The sequence below is a fragment of the Ephemeroptericola cinctiostellae genome, from assembly GCF_003339525.1.
Taxonomy (GTDB): domain Bacteria; phylum Pseudomonadota; class Gammaproteobacteria; order Burkholderiales; family Burkholderiaceae; genus Hydromonas; species Hydromonas cinctiostellae.
The window spans coordinates 882,610-898,623 of record NZ_CP031124.1 but is presented as its reverse complement, the minus strand read 5'-3'; the positions used below and the strand labels follow the sequence as shown (position 1 = coordinate 898,623).

At 49.0% G+C, this 16,014-nt stretch carries 14 protein-coding genes; 4 read left to right on the top strand and 10 right to left on the bottom strand.

What is annotated here, in order from left to right:
* Positions 1–204: 204 nt before the first annotated feature.
* Genes DTO96_RS04230 through DTO96_RS04220 form a run of 3 tightly spaced genes read right to left on the bottom strand, consistent with a single transcriptional unit; the run spans position 205 to position 3,224 of the window.
* A complete protein-coding gene (locus DTO96_RS04230) occupies positions 205–810 on the bottom strand; it encodes a MarC family protein (protein WP_114562362.1) in 606 nt (201 codons plus the stop codon).
* 58 nt (positions 811–868) lie between these two features.
* Positions 869–1,474, bottom strand: coding sequence for a lytic transglycosylase domain-containing protein (locus DTO96_RS04225; protein ID WP_114562361.1), 606 nt, complete (start codon positions 1,472–1,474; stop codon positions 869–871).
* A 7-nt stretch (positions 1,475–1,481) separates the two neighbouring features.
* Positions 1,482–3,224, bottom strand: coding sequence for a proline--tRNA ligase (locus DTO96_RS04220; RefSeq protein ID WP_114562360.1), 1,743 nt, complete (start codon positions 3,222–3,224; stop codon positions 1,482–1,484).
* 117 nt (positions 3,225–3,341) lie between these two features.
* On the opposite strand from DTO96_RS04220, the gene DTO96_RS04215 reads away from it, so the two are divergent.
* The 4 genes from DTO96_RS04215 to gdhA all read left to right on the top strand — a co-directional run bounded on the left by DTO96_RS04215 (position 3,342) and on the right by gdhA (position 8,779).
* Positions 3,342–3,887 (top strand): RNA pyrophosphohydrolase, encoded by a 546-nt coding sequence (locus DTO96_RS04215; RefSeq protein WP_114562359.1) that lies wholly within the window; start codon positions 3,342–3,344, stop codon positions 3,885–3,887.
* Positions 3,888–4,153: 266 nt separating this feature from the next.
* Positions 4,154–6,079, top strand: coding sequence for a DNA mismatch repair endonuclease MutL (mutL, locus tag DTO96_RS04210; protein ID WP_114562358.1), 1,926 nt, complete (start codon positions 4,154–4,156; stop codon positions 6,077–6,079).
* A 122-nt stretch (positions 6,080–6,201) separates the two neighbouring features.
* Positions 6,202–6,876 (top strand): ribose-5-phosphate isomerase RpiA, encoded by a 675-nt coding sequence (rpiA, locus tag DTO96_RS04205; RefSeq protein ID WP_114562357.1) that lies wholly within the window; start codon positions 6,202–6,204, stop codon positions 6,874–6,876.
* A 559-nt stretch (positions 6,877–7,435) separates the two neighbouring features.
* Entirely contained in the window at positions 7,436–8,779 is a 1,344-nt protein-coding gene (gene gdhA, locus DTO96_RS04195) for an NADP-specific glutamate dehydrogenase (protein ID WP_114562355.1), read from the top strand.
* Positions 8,780–8,964: 185 nt separating this feature from the next.
* On the opposite strand, the gene DTO96_RS04190 is transcribed toward gdhA, so the two are convergent.
* The 7 genes from DTO96_RS04190 to DTO96_RS04160 form a co-directional block, all read right to left on the bottom strand.
* On the bottom strand, positions 8,965–9,384 hold the full coding sequence (locus tag DTO96_RS04190; RefSeq protein ID WP_157964320.1) for a cytochrome b562: 420 nt from the start codon (positions 9,382–9,384) through the stop codon (positions 8,965–8,967).
* Positions 9,385–9,548: 164 nt separating this feature from the next.
* On the bottom strand, positions 9,549–9,929 hold the full coding sequence (locus DTO96_RS04185) for a cytochrome b562 (protein ID WP_157964319.1): 381 nt from the start codon (positions 9,927–9,929) through the stop codon (positions 9,549–9,551).
* A 97-nt stretch (positions 9,930–10,026) separates the two neighbouring features.
* Positions 10,027–10,512, bottom strand: coding sequence for a DUF2127 domain-containing protein (locus DTO96_RS04180; RefSeq protein WP_114562352.1), 486 nt, complete (start codon positions 10,510–10,512; stop codon positions 10,027–10,029).
* Positions 10,513–10,633: 121 nt separating this feature from the next.
* A complete protein-coding gene (locus tag DTO96_RS04175) occupies positions 10,634–11,464 on the bottom strand; it encodes an undecaprenyl-diphosphate phosphatase (protein WP_114562351.1) in 831 nt (276 codons plus the stop codon).
* A gap of 133 nt (positions 11,465–11,597) precedes the next feature.
* Complete coding sequence (locus tag DTO96_RS04170; RefSeq protein WP_373277810.1) at positions 11,598–13,247, bottom strand: MFS transporter; 1,650 nt, start codon at positions 13,245–13,247, stop codon at positions 11,598–11,600.
* Positions 13,248–13,499: 252 nt separating this feature from the next.
* The gene (locus tag DTO96_RS04165; RefSeq protein ID WP_114562350.1) at positions 13,500–14,957 is read right to left on the bottom strand and encodes a sensor histidine kinase; all 1,458 of its coding nucleotides are present in this window, start codon (positions 14,955–14,957) and stop codon (positions 13,500–13,502) included.
* Between the two features lie 198 nt (positions 14,958–15,155).
* Positions 15,156–15,827, bottom strand: a complete 672-nt coding sequence (locus tag DTO96_RS04160) for a response regulator transcription factor (protein WP_114562349.1) — start codon at positions 15,825–15,827, stop codon at positions 15,156–15,158.
* Between the last annotated feature and the right edge of the window lie 187 nt (positions 15,828–16,014).

Sequence of the window (16,014 nt, the reverse complement as noted above, 5' to 3'; positions counted from 1 at the left end):
ATAGGTCGCCAGTTCAACCACGAACTGAACACACACCCACACATTGACAGAGAACCACACAAACAACGGTTTTATAAAACAAACCAGCGGTTTAATTGTATTTGTGTCTTGGCTTTTATTTGAGTTTTATACAGCTTACCCGTGCAAAATCGCTCATTTAAATAAATGCCGAAAAAGTGTGGGACTCTATTTTTCGGAATGAATTTAAACAGGCAATGTTTTGTAATAATCATACACCCCAGTCAGCAACATCTGCACCGCCACGGCCACCAAAATCATCCCCATCAAACGCTCCATCGCCACCGTAAAACTGTGCCCCAACTTGCGTTGAATCCAATCGGCATAATACAACAACACCCCTGTACCAAACATCACCACAGCCAGCGCACCAACCCACTCCAGCATGCGTTCAGGGGCTTCGGATGACAACAACATCACCGTCGCCATGGATGAAGGCCCTGCCATCCCTGGAATCGACAACGGCACAATGAACGGCTCATGATCCTGCTGAGTGATGCCCATGATGCCACCCTCCGTAGGAAAAATCATGCGCACGGCGATCAAAAACAGTACGATTGCACCAGCAATTTGCATCGACCATTGAGTCAAATGCATGCCACGCAAAAAGCCTTTACCCCCAACCATAAAAGCCAACAAAATAAAAAATGAAAAAATCGATTCCCGCAACACAATCACCTTGCGTCGTTTAATCGGAATGTCTTTGAGAACACCGCTGAATAAAGGAATGTTACCCAACGGGTCAATCACCAAAAACAGCAGCACCGCGGCCGAAACAAAATTGTAATCCATGTGAAAAATCCTTTCATTTATTATATTTATCTGATGACAAGGACAGATCGTGTGCTCATTACCTATATTTGAACGATGCTCGCAATACGTTGTAAGCGTAATCTGTCTGCCCAAGGCTGCCATTGTAACGCGCCAAAGCACGCACCACATCACCATTTTCACGGTCAAGGTAATGTCGTAAAATCACACAACCAAACCGCACATTGATGCGCATGTGATACAAATTTTTGGCATTGCCATCACCGATGGTTTTTGCCCAAAATGGCATCACCTGCATCAAACCACGCGCACCCACAGGACTGCTTGCACTCGGATTAAAACGGCTCTCAACGTAAATGACGCCCAACACCAGCGCAGGCTCAAGACCCGCTCGGCGTGCCTCGTAATCCACCGCATTGAGGATTGCCAACCGTTGATATTCAGAAGGCACATGCGCCACAATGCGTTCGCTCATGACGCTGCGCCAACGATAAAAACGTGCTTCATCGTCGCGCGAAGCAAAAGGCCGCAACTCAGGCAAACCTGCCGATACCGCCTGACGCAACAACACCCGCACACTGTCTGCCAAGCGCTCCTCAGACTGCTGCCCAGCGCCCGCAATGCCACTGACACAAGCCAACGCCAGTGCCAACCCACATCGCCATGCATTGAGCGGCCAAGTCATGGGGTGATTAAGCTTTCAGCTGTGTCAACACATGTGCCGCCACATCCGCAGGCGTAAACTTGGTTGCCGCCTCATCGCGACGACCACGGTATTCAACCATGCCATCTTCTTTCAGGCCCCGATCACCAATGGTCACACGATGTGGGACACCGATCAACTCCCAGTCCGCGAACATCGAACCCGGACGCTCGCCACGGTCATCCAAAATCACATCCACACCCGCTTGCAGCAAGGTCTCGTAGAGTTTTTGTGATTCATCACGAACCTGTTCGTTTTTGTCGGCGCCAACGGGACAAATCACCACTTGGAAAGGTGCAATCGCAGCAGGCCACACAATCCCGCGTACATCAAAATTTTGCTCAATCGCCGCGCCCAAAATACGGGTCACGCCAATGCCATAACAGCCCATCACGAGTGGCTGCGGTTTGCCATTTTCATCCAAGAATGTGGCTTTCATGGCCTCAGAATACTTCGTGCCCAGTTGAAACACATGTCCAACCTCAATACCACGGCAAATATCCACCGTGCCATTGCCATCGGGTGCAGGATCACCAGCCACCACATTGCGCACATCCGCAATCACGTCCGGTTCAGGCAAATCACGCCCCCAATTCACACCCACATAATGGAAACCAACATCGTTCGCACCGCACACAAAATCACTCATGTTCGCCACGGTTTTATCCGCAACGACAAGCACCTTTTGCGCGGTGGCAACAGGACCAATGTAACCAGGCGTGGTGTTGAACGCCGTAGCAATTTCAGCTTCAGTCGCCATGCGCGTTGTGCTCAGGCCGTCAATTTTTGACAATTTCACTTCATTCAAGCTGTGATCGGCGCGCACCAACACCAAAACCACTTGCACGCTCAATTCGCCCGCTTCATTTTCATGATCCACCGCCAGCACGATGGATTTCACATTGCTGATCAACGGAATATTTAAAAACTGCGCCACTTCTTCGCACTTTCCACAGCGGGGTGTGGCTGTTTTAAGCATCGTTTGCGTCGCAGCGGCACGCTCAGCCAGCATGCTCACGGCCTCTGCCGCTTCAATGTTCGCCGCATAGTCACTGTTTGGGTTGTATACGATGTCATCTTCACCCGTTTCAGCAATGACGTGAAATTCGTGCGAGCCTGAACCACCAATCGAACCATTGTCCGCAGCCACCGCTCGGAAATTCAAGCCCAAGCGTGTGAAAATCGCGGTGTACGCCGCATACATTGTGTTGTACGACACCACCATGCCCGCTTCATCTTTATCAAACGAATACGCATCCTTCATGATGAATTCACGCCCCCGCATCACGCCAAAACGCGGGCGAATTTCATCACGGAATTTGGCTTGAATCTGGTACCAATTTACAGGCAGTTGTTTATAGCTTTTAATGTCACGACGTGCCAAATCGGTGATGACCTCTTCGTGCGTCGGGCCCACGACAAAATCACGTCCATGACGATCCTTAAAGCGCAAAAGCTCTGGGCCATATTGCTCCCAACGCCCTGATTCTTGCCACAACTCAGCAGGCTGCACCGCAGGCATGAGCAACTCCATCGCCCCCGCTTTATTCATCTCCTCACGGATGATCTGCTCGACCTTACGCACACTGCGCAAACCCATTGGCATATAGGTATAAATCCCGCTGCCGATGCGTTTAATAAGACCAGCACGCATCATGAGCTGATGGCTGATGATTTCTGCTTCGGCTGGGGCTTCTTTAAGGGTACTGATGAAAAACTGACTGGCTTTCATGACACATTCACTTGTAAAAATTAAATAAAAAGATTGACCTCACGCATGAAAAAACTCGGCTGTTGCTTTTGCGCTGCGTTATAATTGCGCTATTGTAATTCATTTATTGAGGAAAAAATGCTCGACAAAGAAGGTTATCGCCCGAATGTCGGCATCATTTTGGTCAATTCACGCAATCAGGTTTTTTGGGGAAAGCGCATCCGCGAGCATTCGTGGCAGTTTCCACAAGGTGGCATCGCTCACGGTGAAAATCCCGAACAAGCCATGCTGCGTGAGTTATATGAGGAGACAGGACTACTTCCTGAGCACGTTAAAATCATCGGTCGCACCCGCAATTGGCTGCGCTACGATGTGCCGACCCGCTGGGTCAAACGCGATTTTCGCAACCACTACAAAGGGCAAAAGCAAATCTGGTTTTTGCTCCGAATGGTTGGCCGCGATCACCACGTCAACTTACGTGCCAGCACTCATCCCGAATTTGATGCTTGGCGCTGGAACGACTATTGGATCCCCCTTGAGGATGTGATTGACTTCAAACGCGATGTGTATCAACAAGCGCTTGAGGAACTCGCACGGCTGCTGTTTCAAAACCGTGCATTGGGCACACATTCAAAAACATCCAGCATTCTACCCACACCCGACAAACTGTTTCAGCCAAAATAACAACAGCCCCTAAAATGGGGCTGTTGTTATTTGAAAAAGAAACGGATGAATCCTCACTACAACCCCGCACTGACAAACCCGCTCTGATCGCACACACGACGGTCTCTAAACTTTTCGCAACATCATATTGGCAACGCCTCCGAAACACAAGGCCACAAATGAACCATGTGAACCACATGCCCTTCATCAGCAACCCGCTCACAGCAAAAACGCAGAGAAGCATAAAACTCCTGTAAAATACATTTTCCTTTCATTTCGACATCCCCATGAAAATCCGCCTCGCCCCGCAACGTGCCATCCTCGAACTGCCCGATCACCTCATCAGCCAAATTGCAGCAGGTGAAGTGGTCGAGCGCCCTGCATCGGTGGTCAAGGAGCTGCTGGAAAATGCTTTGGATGCGGGCGCAACCGATATTCGCTTGCGTTTGGTGGAGGGCGGCAAAACCCTGATTGACATTACAGACAACGGCTGTGGCATTGCCGCCGATCAATTGCCTCTGGCGATCACGCGCCACGCGACCAGCAAAATCCGCTCGCTTGATGAGTTGGAACACGTTGAGTCAATGGGTTTTCGTGGTGAGGCATTGGCCTCTATTGCCTCTGTGGCACAAATGCGCTTGACCAGCCGCAATGACGATGCGCACCACGCCACATCCATCGACAACAGCAGCGGCACATGGCAGCATCAAGCATCTTCAGGCGAAGTGGGCACTCGCATCGAAGTCTCGCACTTGTATTACAACACCCCCGCCCGACGCAAATTCCTCAAAACCGATGGCACTGAATTGAGCCATTGTGTCGAACATTTCACCCGCGCCGCTTTGGCCAATCCACACTGCGCCTTCAGCCTCAGCCACAACGATAAAGTCTCCGCGTTCTACCCTGTGACCGATTGGCAAACGCGCATCCAAGACGTGCTCGGCAAAAACCTGCCAGAGCACGCGATTTGGGTCAATCAAGCGGTGGGTGAATTGCAATTGGTTGGAATGATTTGCCCGCCTGATGTCGCCCGCGCTCGTGCCGACACGCAATACGCTTACATCAATCAACGCTTCGTGCGCGATAAAGTGGTCAATCACGCCATTCGCACGGCCTATGCCGATGTCTTGCATCATGCACGTTTCCCAGCTTACGTGCTGTTCCTCGATTGCCCCGCACAAGGGGTTGATGTCAACGTTCACCCCGCCAAAACCGAAGTTCGTTTCCGTGACAGCGGTGCAATGCATCAATTCATCGCCAATGCCCTCAAAAAATCTTTGGCGCAAACGGCCAGCTCACGCATCACAACAAGCAATGACTTGAATGTCGAGCACGACGTGTTCAATTCAACGCCAGCCAATGCATCGAGTGTAAGCACCCCAAGCACTCAAACGACACACACCGAGTCAAAAGCAACACCTTACAATGCCCCTTATCAGCACCCTTTGCAATTGGCTCAAACCACGCGCAGCTACCTTGAGTTGCTGCGCTCACCCACCCATCCCGAGCGATTTGACGCCTCCACAACGCATTCAACAGCAGATCATTTTGAAATATTTGGCTCTCACCCTGCCAACAACGACACACCTGCGGCACCGCATGGTTTTGAGCAGGCACAGGAAGAATTTCCCCTTGGTTTCGCCATCGCTCAAATCCACGGGGTTTACGTGCTCGCACAAAACACACAGGGTCTGATCTTGGTCGACATGCATGCCGCCCATGAACGCATTGTGTATGAACGCCTCAAAAACATGATTGACCACGCGCCTCTGACCCGCCAAGACCTGCTGTTGCCCATTCGTTTCGCCGCTTCACCACGCGAAATCGCCACCCTACACGAGCCTGAATGTGCCCCCGTGCTGGAGCACATCGGCCTGTCATTGACCCCGCTCGGACAAAATGAAATCGCCATCCGCAGCGTCCCTGCCCTGCTCAAGCAAGCCGATGCCATCGAATTGGCGCGTGCCGTACTGACCGACATTGCTGAATTTGGCGCCAGCCACGTCCTCACCGAAAAGCGCAATGAATTGCTCGGCACACTCGCCTGCCACGGTGCTGTACGCGCCAACCGCAGCCTGACCTTGCCCGAAATGAACCAACTCCTGCGCGACATGGAGGCCACAGAACGCGCCAACCAATGCAATCACGGCCGCCCCACTTGGGTGCACATGTCGATGAAACAGCTCGACGGGTTGTTTATGCGAGGACAATAAATAAATCGGCCGATTCAGCACACATGATTTGACTAGAAAAATGAACAGACTCTTTTAACTCATTAGCTCTTAACTCTTTCGCTTTTAACTCATACTCTTTTAACTTTAACCTTGGGATTTCCATGAACCAAAACGACCTCAAACGCCTCGTCGCGCAAAAAGCCATCGAATACGTACCGCTCAACGCCATCATCGGCGTGGGCACAGGCTCGACTGCGGACCTGTTCATCGACGAACTCGCCCTCATCAAGGACAACATTGTGGGTGCGATTGCCAGTTCGGAGCGCACCAAACAACGCCTCGAAGGACACGGCATCAAAGTATTCGACGTGAACGAGGTCGAATCCGTCCCCGTTTACATTGATGGTGCTGACGAAATCGACCCTGAAGGCAACATGATCAAAGGCGGCGGCGCGGCACACACGCGCGAGAAAATCTGCGCATCCATCGCCGAACAATTCATTTGCATCGCCGACGCGAGTAAAGAGGTCAAGGTTCTAGGCAAATTCCCCCTGCCTGTCGAAGTCGTGCCACTCGCACGCCAAGCCGTTGCCCGCCAGTTAAGCGATTTAGGTGGACAACCCGTTTGGCGCAAAAATGCCGATGGTTCGCCACTGATCACCGACAATGGCTGCCACATACTGGACGTGCACGGCCTGAACATCACGGAACCCTTGGCTTTGGAAATTCAACTGTCGATCATTCCAGGTGTATTGACGGTGGGTATTTTTGCACAAAACGCAGCCGACATCGCCTTGATTGCCACAGAGGATGGTGTAAAAGTCACAGAATATTAAGGACATACGTGAAGGAAACATGGGAAATACGGCCAAGTCAAAACTTACTTTTCCTGTGATTTAAGCTCAAATCGGCATCAGGAAAACCACTGACTGAAGTTAAACATCAAAGGGTTAATCACAAACTGCTTGTGGGACTTCGCCCCCATTGAATCAACGTGCTTAAAAAAACAAACTGACTCCGCGCTTCTCGCATTTTTTTCTCTGACTCATTCACCTTCCATATAAAACCATAAAACCAAAACGGCTTTCACAAGCCGTTTTTTTATTGCCTTCCTTTTTATAAGCCCAACACCTTTAAAATTGACCATCAATTGACGATCAAAAATTACAATCACACATAAAAACACAAAAAATAGTGACAGCATAAAAAACAACAAACCTGCCAATTACATTGCGCCGCACCATGACAAAACACCAAAAAAGCTCATAAATACACGGCTTTATCATTTGTTTTATCCATTTAAACAGGTTAGAATGATGCAGATTCAAACTTTTACGATCACTTAATAAGTGACACAATAAAACAACCCACACACGAGAAAAGAAGGATTTCCACATGGCTTATGCGTCTTTAGAAGATTTTTTAGCTTACGTTGCTCGCCGCGACCCCAATCAACCTGAATTTTTGCAAGCGGTTAAAGAAGTCATGACCAGCTTGTGGCCATTTATTGAAAAAAATCCAAAATACGCAAGCTATGCGGTATTGGAACGTTTGGTTGAGCCAGAACGCGTGATTCAATTTCGTGTGAGCTGGGTCGACGATGCAGGCAACACGCAAGTGAACCGCGCCTTCCGCATCCAGCACAACAATGCCATCGGCCCTTACAAAGGCGGCATGCGCTTCCACCCTTCAGTCAACCTGTCTATTTTGAAGTTTTTAGCGTTTGAACAAACCTTCAAAAACTCACTCACCACCCTGCCCATGGGCGGCGGCAAAGGTGGCTCCGACTTCGACCCTAAAGGTAAATCAGACGCTGAAGTCATGCGTTTTTGCCAAGCGTTGATGGGTGAGTTGTACCGTCACATTGGCCCGAATACGGACGTGCCTGCGGGTGACATCGGCGTGGGTGCACGCGAAGTCGGCTTCATGACAGGCTACATGAAGAAATACTCAAATGACACGGGCAGCGTATTTACAGGCAAAGGCATCACTTTCGGCGGCTCATTGGTGCGCCCAGAAGCGACGGGCTACGGCACGGTGTATTTCGCTCAGGAAATGCTGGCACACAAAGGCGACTCTTTGACAGGCAAAACAGTGTTGATTTCAGGCTCTGGCAACGTTGCACAATATGCGTGTGAAAAAGCCACTCAATTGGGCGCAAAAGTCATCACCTTGTCTGATTCTGAAGGCACAATTCACATCCCCGAAGGCATTGATGCCACCAAATTGGCTGCCATCATGGAGCTGAAAAATGTGCAACGTGGTCGCTTGTCGGCATTCGCAGCCGCTAATGGCCATGCTTTTGAAGCGGGTCAACGCCCTTGGCACATCAAAGCCGACTTGGCTTTGCCTTGCGCCACACAAAATGAATTGAACGAAGACGATGCAAAAGCATTGCTCGCCAATGGCATCATCTGCGTGTCCGAAGGTGCAAACATGCCATCAACATTGGAAGCCGTTGAAGCATTCTTGCATGCGGGCATCATGTTTGCCCCAGGCAAAGCCTCTAATGCAGGTGGTGTCGCCACTTCAGGCTTGGAAATGAGCCAAAATGCAATTCGTTTGTCATGGACTCGCGAAGAGGTCGATGCCAAATTGCACGCGATCATGAAGGACATCCATCAAAACTGCGTGAAATATGGCACGCAAGCCGATGGTTCAGTGAACTATGTGGACGGTGCGAACATTGCTGGTTTTGTGAAAGTTGCTGAGGCGATGATTGCACAAGGTGTGTATTAAACAAAAAAGCTCTATGTGATTTAAAAAATATTTTTCAATCACATCTGCATTGCTTCACCCATAAAAAAATCGCTTGATTGATATCAAGCGATTTTTTTATGGGTGAATTAAATTCAACTTCGTTTTGTCTTTTCAAGCGGTGCGGCAGCAAAGAAGAGAACTCAAACGAAGCACCCACCTTATATTTACGATTTTTTCAGCAACGGATGGTATTTCCCGCGAATCACCAGCAAACTGCTCAAAGCGGCTTTTGAGCGCGCCAAATCATTCTTAACAATCGCAGCATTGAGTTCCGCGAGGCCAATTTTCATTTCCATCATGCCTTGACGGTACAAAGCCTGCTCTTCCAATGTCCCGTTATAGGTGCTGTTGTTGGCATTCATGAGGTTGTATTGAAACAGTGCTGCCTGCGTATTGAACTGTGCCATGGTGGTGCTCTCCATCGCCGCTTTAAATGCAGCCCCCATGCCTTGCATCGACGTTTTGATGCTGACAGCGGGGGTGTTGGTGTAAGTGGGTGTCGTGCAAGCAACCAAACCCAAAGCAACCATGCTCAGCCCCACAGTGAAGGACTTTTTAAATGTTTGAATGCGTGTTGAAATCATGGATGTCTCCTTATGGTGTAGTGGATCACGGACAATATACAACAGTTCGATTGCCTGCATGATTTTACTTTGCAATTTTAAAAAAGACCACAGACAACACAACGCCGCACCTGATCGGTCTTTTTCACGCCTTACTCGACAACAATCCGTTCACTTTTTATCGCTCACTCGCCCAAAGCAGTGTGGTATTTTTTCTTGCTGTCATTGACTTTGGCGAGAATGGATTTGGCTTTTGACAAGTCATTGGCAGCAACGGCTTGATTGAGCGCTGTCATTTCCTGATTCAGTTCAAGCATTCCCGCTTGATAAATGATCTCATTGGGCTTGCTGCCATCATAACTTTGCTGACTGGCATCGTGTGCAGCAGCTTGCAACAATGCAGCATATCGACTGAACTCACTCATGTCGGTGCTGCTCATGGCTGCAGCATAGTTTTTCTTCATGGCTTGCATGCTGTCTTTAACATCTGAGCCGCTCAATGATTTAACACCAATGGCCACGGCAATGAGTGCGACCACTGAGGCAGCCAGTATGATTTTTTTCATCGTTTGTATTCCTGTACCCGTATTTATTTTATCGCACCATTTCTGCGTGTGCACCATGAAATGGGTGCGCCCATATTCTTCACACAACACATGCAATTCATTTTCGCTGATGTCGCGAGACGACCGACTTATGCCACAAATTGTAAGACAAATAAGAGACGATCACCACATTAAACGTAAAAACCAACAATTTGATTGTCGACAAGTGCACGCTCAACTCATACACTTCAATCGGCAAGTAAATGGCGCCACTCAAAGCCGCAAACCACTCAGCCCATTGTCGATCATGCCATAAACCATACGCTTCAATCAGCCTCACACTGGCGTACATGAAAGCAATGCCCGCGAATTGCCACAGATTACGGTCATTCAAATGCTCAACCAGCTTTAAAAACACATCAACCAAATGATGGGTTGGACTGATGTTCAGTGCATCAATCAACTCATGCACAACGGCTTGAACATCGCGGTGCAGCAAGGACAGCAGTCCAAAGCCCGCCAATATAACGACGACACCTTTTGCTGCTTCAAAACAAGCAATCCAGTGCAAAGGATTGCGCCGCTTCTTTGTGGTAAGGTTCATGAACAATTTGACGGTTTAATTGATGGATTGATTTGCTTGTCCCATTGTTGTACAGCCGCAGTTAAAACCGCTCATCTTTGCGAAGCACGCAATGGGGATTGTTCGTGGACTCAATCAGCCTTTAATTCCACTGCACCCAGCCAAGCGCCCAAGAGATCAGAATCAAACCGCCAAAAATGATGCGGTACCACGCAAAGCCGACAAAATTATGGTTGCTGACAAAGCGCAACAACCAGCGCACACAGATAAACGCGCTGATGAATGAAAAGATAAAACCAATTGCGAACAAAGCCAAATTTTGACCATTGAGCAAATGACGCACATCCATGAGTTCTTTGGCTGAAGCACCAAACAAAATTGGCATGGCCAAAAAGAATGAAAAATGTGTGGCCACTTGGCGGCTCACCCCAAAAAACATGCCACCAATAATGGTTGCGCCTGAGCGCGATGTGCCGGGGAAAAGCACCGCCGCGGTTTGAGCCACACCAATTTTCAAAGCATCCATGGTGGACAAATCATCCAATGAATTGATCCGTGGACGATGATCCGCTTGACGGTGTTCAGCCCACAAAATGACAAAACCACCCACAACCAAAGCCGTGGCCACGGCAATCGGATTGAACAAATGCGCTTTAATGGTTTTACCAAAAGCAAGCGCCAAAACAATGGCAGGAATGGTCGCAACAATCACATTGATGGCAAAACGCCATGCCGTTGGCTGACCTTTGACCATGCCGCTGAGCACAGCACCAATGCGTTCGCGGAACTCCCACATGACCGCAATGATCGCACCAAATTGAATCGCCACTTCAAATGCATCCCAAAACTCACCTTTTAAACCCAATACAGATTGGGTCAAAATCAAATGCCCCGTACTGGAAATCGGTAAAAACTCGGTTAAACCTTCCACAACGCCGAGGATGGCGGCTTTGAATGCCAAAATAAAATCCATGTTTGCCTTCTCTCAAAATAAAATCCTGCTGCTTCAGGAATGAGGTCACATTATGCCAAAAAAGTCATAAAAAAACCCGCATCCGTTGTAACAGTATGTAAGGCCGAACATAAAACTGTTTTTTTATGGACAATCAGTCCGCAGCCAAATCCACATCTTTGGTTTCTTTGACAAACACCATTCCCACCGCAAAAGTAATCAAGGCAATCCCAATGGGATACCACAAACCCTGATAAATGTCACCACGCGCCGCCACCATGGCAAAAGCAATGGTCGGTAAAAACCCACCAAACCAACCATTACCGATGTGGTAAGGCAAAGACATTGATGTATAACGGATGCGCGTCGGGAACATTTCCACCAACATCGCAGCAATGGGCCCGTACACCATCGTCACCAACAACACCAATACAAATAGAATCACCACCAACATGAACTGATTGATCTCATATGGATTGGCACGCGTGGGATAGCCGGCGGCTTGTAAGGATTCGCTGACCACACGGTTAAAAGCCAAACTGCGCTCTCGCAAATCCATCACATCCTTGCCATCGTATGCCGTGATCACACGGTCACCGATGCGAATGCTGGCAATCGCCCCTCTGGGCATCACGTCGTTGGTGTAATTCACCCCCATTTTGGACAAATAATTTTTAGCGATGTCGCATGAATTCGTAAATTTTGTTGTACCGATCGGATTGAATTGAAAAGTACAGTTATCTGGATCGGCCATCACCACCACAGGCGATTCCCGCAAAGCCCGCTCAAGGGCAGGATTGGCATAGTGCGTCAACATTTTAAAGAGCGGCATATACATCAAAGCAGCCAACAAAAACCCCGCCATGATGATCGGTTTCCTACCAATTCGATCGGACAATGTGCCAAAAAAGATAAAAAAAGGTGTTGCCAAAATCAAACTCAAACCCACCAAAAAATTTGCTGTGACATTGTCCACTTTTAAATTTTGCGTCAGAAAAAACAAAGCATAAAATTGCCCTGTATACCACACCACAGCCTGCCCAGCCGTCAACCCGAACAAAGCCACAAGCACCAATTTAAGGTTTTTCCACTCACGAAATGACTCTTTGAAAGGGGCTTTCGATGACTTACCCGCCTCTTTCATTCGCATAAAGATGGGGGATTCGCTCAACTGCATACGAATCCAAACTGAAATACCGAGTAAAAAAACAGACATCACAAAAGGCAAACGCCAACCCCACACCACAAATGCGGCTTCACCCACCCAATGGCGCACAGCGAAAATCACCAGCAACGACAGCAACAAGCCCAGCGATGCCGTGGTCTGAATCCACGCTGTATACAAACCACGCCGCCCTTGTGGCGCGTACTCCGCCACATAAGTCGCCGCCCCGCCATACTCTCCACCCATGGCCAAACCTTGCAACAATCGCAAAGCCACCAAAATCATCGGTGCAGCAATGCCTATCGACGCATACGTCGGTAGCAAACCCACAATAAACGTCGATAAACCCATGATCATGATGGTGATGAGGAACGTGTGTTTGCGCCCCACGACATCGCCCATGCGACCAAAGAAAACGGCACCAAATGGCCGTACCGCAAAACCCACAGCAAAAGCCATGAGCGCAATGATGAAAGCAGCGGTGTCGCTCACGCCCGAGAAGAACTGCTTGGAAATAATTTCCGCCAGCGAACCGTACAGGTAAAAGTTATACCATTCAAACACGGTGCCCAACGAAGAAGCAAATACCACTTTAATTTCTTCACTCGACATCCGTCGAGCGCGTGGGTTTGCCACCATATGTGTCTCCTGATGCATCATTAAGAAAATATGGAAAAAGTACAGCGTAACTTTTCCCGTGCTTAAATTGGAAATGGTGCCTGGGCGACCGAGGCAACAATTAAAACAAAACCAAAAGATTAAAAAAAGCATGCTCAAAATGCATGTTCATCACATGATGACGTCCACCCATTCGCCTGAAAAAACTCAAAAACCGCCCTCTTTGTATGCATTTTTCATCGGGTGCTGAATGTATAAAAAACACCTAAACAGTTAAGACTTGGCTGGAATCGCTGACTCCGCCTCATGCGCGCGCAGAAGTGTCACGTGAAATTGACAACCATGCGGCCCGCCCATCGGCAACTCGGTATTGTAATTGATCCCAATGTCCGCACCATGCATGACCGCAATTTGACGAACAATCGCCAACCCCAAACCGCTGCCATTGCCTTGTTCGCCCAACACACTATAAAAGGGTTCAAACACTTGTTCACGTTCATCGGGCGCAATCCCAGGACCATCATCCAAGACATAAAAATGCGCATGATCTGCATCAGCGGTCACCCGAACCGTCACCGACGTGCCCGTATAAAAAATCGCATTGTCGATGAGGTTTTTCATCAATTCGCCCAACATCACCGCATGGGCATTGACCATGATTTTGGTATCCGGCACATCCAACTCAATGTGCAAGCCATTTTGTAAAGCCCTGTCCGCCGCAAAAATCGTCTGATCTCGCGCAATGGCAACCACATCCACTTCAACCAACTCCAAACGCTCTTCCGCCAGATGCTCAGTGCGCGACAACGCAATCAACTGATTCACCAAGCGCGCCGTGCGCTCAGAAGCCGCTGCGATGTGCTCAAGGCTGCTGCGTTGCTCCTCAGGACTGTTGGTGCGCAAAGCCAACTCCGCCTGCGTCCTCAAGCCCGCCAAAGGCGTTTTAATTTGATGGGCGGTATCGGTCAAAAAACGTTTTTGCAAATCAATGTGGCGGCGCAGTCGATGCAACACCCCATTGAAACTGCGCACCAACGGCTGCAACTCCTCGGGTGCATCTGCAGAAGGCACATCGCTCAAATCGTGTGTGTCTCGCTGCAAAATGCTGTCCTGCAACCGATTCAACGGCATGATCCCGCGTGTCAGGCCAAACCAAATCAACAACACCGCAATCGGCAAAAAAATCAGCTGTGGTAAGGTCACACCTTGCAAAATCTCACGCGCCAAGGCCTCTCGTTTATTTAAAGTTTCCGCCACTTGAATCAGCACCACACTGTTGGGCTGAAAACGTGAATTCAACACCGCCTGATTGCCCAAATCAACCCACATGTACGCAATTCGCACCGACTCATGGTACATTGACCCGTTGTACACCTGCGGCTGATTCACCACAATGCCATCGATGGATGGTGGCTGCGGCATGTTCACATTGCCCGCAATCACCTCACCGCCTGCCGTCATGATTTGATAGTACACCTGATCCTGAATGTCGCTCGTGGGCACACTTAAGCCCCAAGTTGACAACGCCCGCTCCGTGAATGAACTGTGCATCTGCTGCGCCAAATTGCTCACACTCAGCTTCAAACTTTGATCAAAAGGGGAATCTGCAATGCTGCGACCAATCGGATAACTGATGAGCAAAGACATCGGCCATAAAATCATCAATGGAATGAACATCCACAACATGATTTGACCAAACAAAGACTTTTGAGCCGCCGCTTTCAAACGCATATTTATACCTTATTCACTCGACAACTGAAGACAGAAGGAAATGAGTTGACCCTAGCCCCATCGACAACCCAAGGCGTGGCAACGGGCGCACCCAAGCAGCCAAACGTGTCGCGGGAGCAAGCTAAATTTTCCATTCATACCGAATTGGCGAGTCTATTATTACGCTTTAATTTTTACGCTGTAATTATTATGCTTTAATTATGTCTTGGGCTTCTCAAGGCAATACCCCAAACCACGAATGGTTGAGATGACAATGCCCAAAGGTTCTAACTTTTTGCGCAAACGGTGCACATAGACCTCAATGGCATTGTGGCTCACCTCCTCACCCCACTCGCACAAATGATCGAGAATCTGCTCCTTACTCACCAAACGCCCCGCCCGTGAAAACAACACCTCCAGCACACCAATCTCGCGAGCCGATAAATCAAGCAGCTGATCGTTCACATGTGCACTGCGCGACACTTGATCGAACGACAATGGCCCCAAAGTCAAACGACTCTGATCAAATCCCGCTTGACGACGCGTCAATGCGCGTACCCGCGCCTGCAACTCTGACAAAGAAAAAGGCTTCGCCATGTAATCATCCGCACCAAAATCCAAACCTTGCACACGTTGCTCCACCGAATCCGCTGCGGTCAAAATCAAAATGGGGGTGTGGTTATTGCGCGCACGCGCACGGCGCAGCACCTCCAAACCTGACAACTTCGGCAAACCCAAATCCAAAATCAGTAAATCACACTCTTGAGTCGACATCGCTGCATCCGCTTGGTGCCCATCGAACACCACATCCACCGCATATCCGACCTCACGCAAAGCACGTGACAAACCATTTGCCAAAACACTGTCATCTTCCGCCAACAAAATTCGCATGATGTATCTCCTTGATATATTTAAATTTTATGCCGTAACAATAACGTCAATAAGCAAATAAAGCAAGAAAATAACGCAAAGTCTTATAGAAGACTTACAAAGCGGTACCATTATGTCCACACAAAGAGATGCCCCAATGCAGTGCAAGCATAACGGCAACCACCTTACAGCACAGTCATATCAGCTA

Excerpts from the sequence above, each read along its gene's own strand:
- DTO96_RS04160 (WP_114562349.1), bottom strand. The coding sequence starts at position 15,827 with ATGCGAATTTTGTTGGCGGAAGATGACAGTGTTTTGGCAAATGGTTTG.
- DTO96_RS04190 (WP_157964320.1), bottom strand. The coding sequence starts at position 9,384 with ATGATTTCAACACGCATTCAAACATTTAAAAAGTCCTTCACTGTGGGG.
- DTO96_RS04170 (WP_373277810.1), bottom strand. The coding sequence starts at position 13,247 with ATGGTGGCAAACCCACGCGCTCGACGGATGTCGAGTGAAGAAATTAAA.
- DTO96_RS04175 (WP_114562351.1), bottom strand. The coding sequence starts at position 11,464 with ATGGATTTTATTTTGGCATTCAAAGCCGCCATCCTCGGCGTTGTGGAA.
- DTO96_RS04165 (WP_114562350.1), bottom strand. The coding sequence starts at position 14,957 with ATGCGTTTGAAAGCGGCGGCTCAAAAGTCTTTGTTTGGTCAAATCATG.
- DTO96_RS04185 (WP_157964319.1), bottom strand. The coding sequence starts at position 9,929 with ATGAAAAAAATCATACTGGCTGCCTCAGTGGTCGCACTCATTGCCGTG.
- gdhA (WP_114562355.1), top strand. The coding sequence starts at position 7,436 with ATGGCTTATGCGTCTTTAGAAGATTTTTTAGCTTACGTTGCTCGCCGC.
- DTO96_RS04230 (WP_114562362.1), bottom strand. The coding sequence starts at position 810 with ATGGATTACAATTTTGTTTCGGCCGCGGTGCTGCTGTTTTTGGTGATT.
- DTO96_RS04180 (WP_114562352.1), bottom strand. The coding sequence starts at position 10,512 with ATGAACCTTACCACAAAGAAGCGGCGCAATCCTTTGCACTGGATTGCT.
- mutL (WP_114562358.1), top strand. The coding sequence starts at position 4,154 with ATGAAAATCCGCCTCGCCCCGCAACGTGCCATCCTCGAACTGCCCGAT.
- DTO96_RS04225 (WP_114562361.1), bottom strand. The coding sequence starts at position 1,474 with ATGACTTGGCCGCTCAATGCATGGCGATGTGGGTTGGCACTGGCGTTG.
- rpiA (WP_114562357.1), top strand. The coding sequence starts at position 6,202 with ATGAACCAAAACGACCTCAAACGCCTCGTCGCGCAAAAAGCCATCGAA.
- DTO96_RS04215 (WP_114562359.1), top strand. The coding sequence starts at position 3,342 with ATGCTCGACAAAGAAGGTTATCGCCCGAATGTCGGCATCATTTTGGTC.
- DTO96_RS04220 (WP_114562360.1), bottom strand. The coding sequence starts at position 3,224 with ATGAAAGCCAGTCAGTTTTTCATCAGTACCCTTAAAGAAGCCCCAGCC.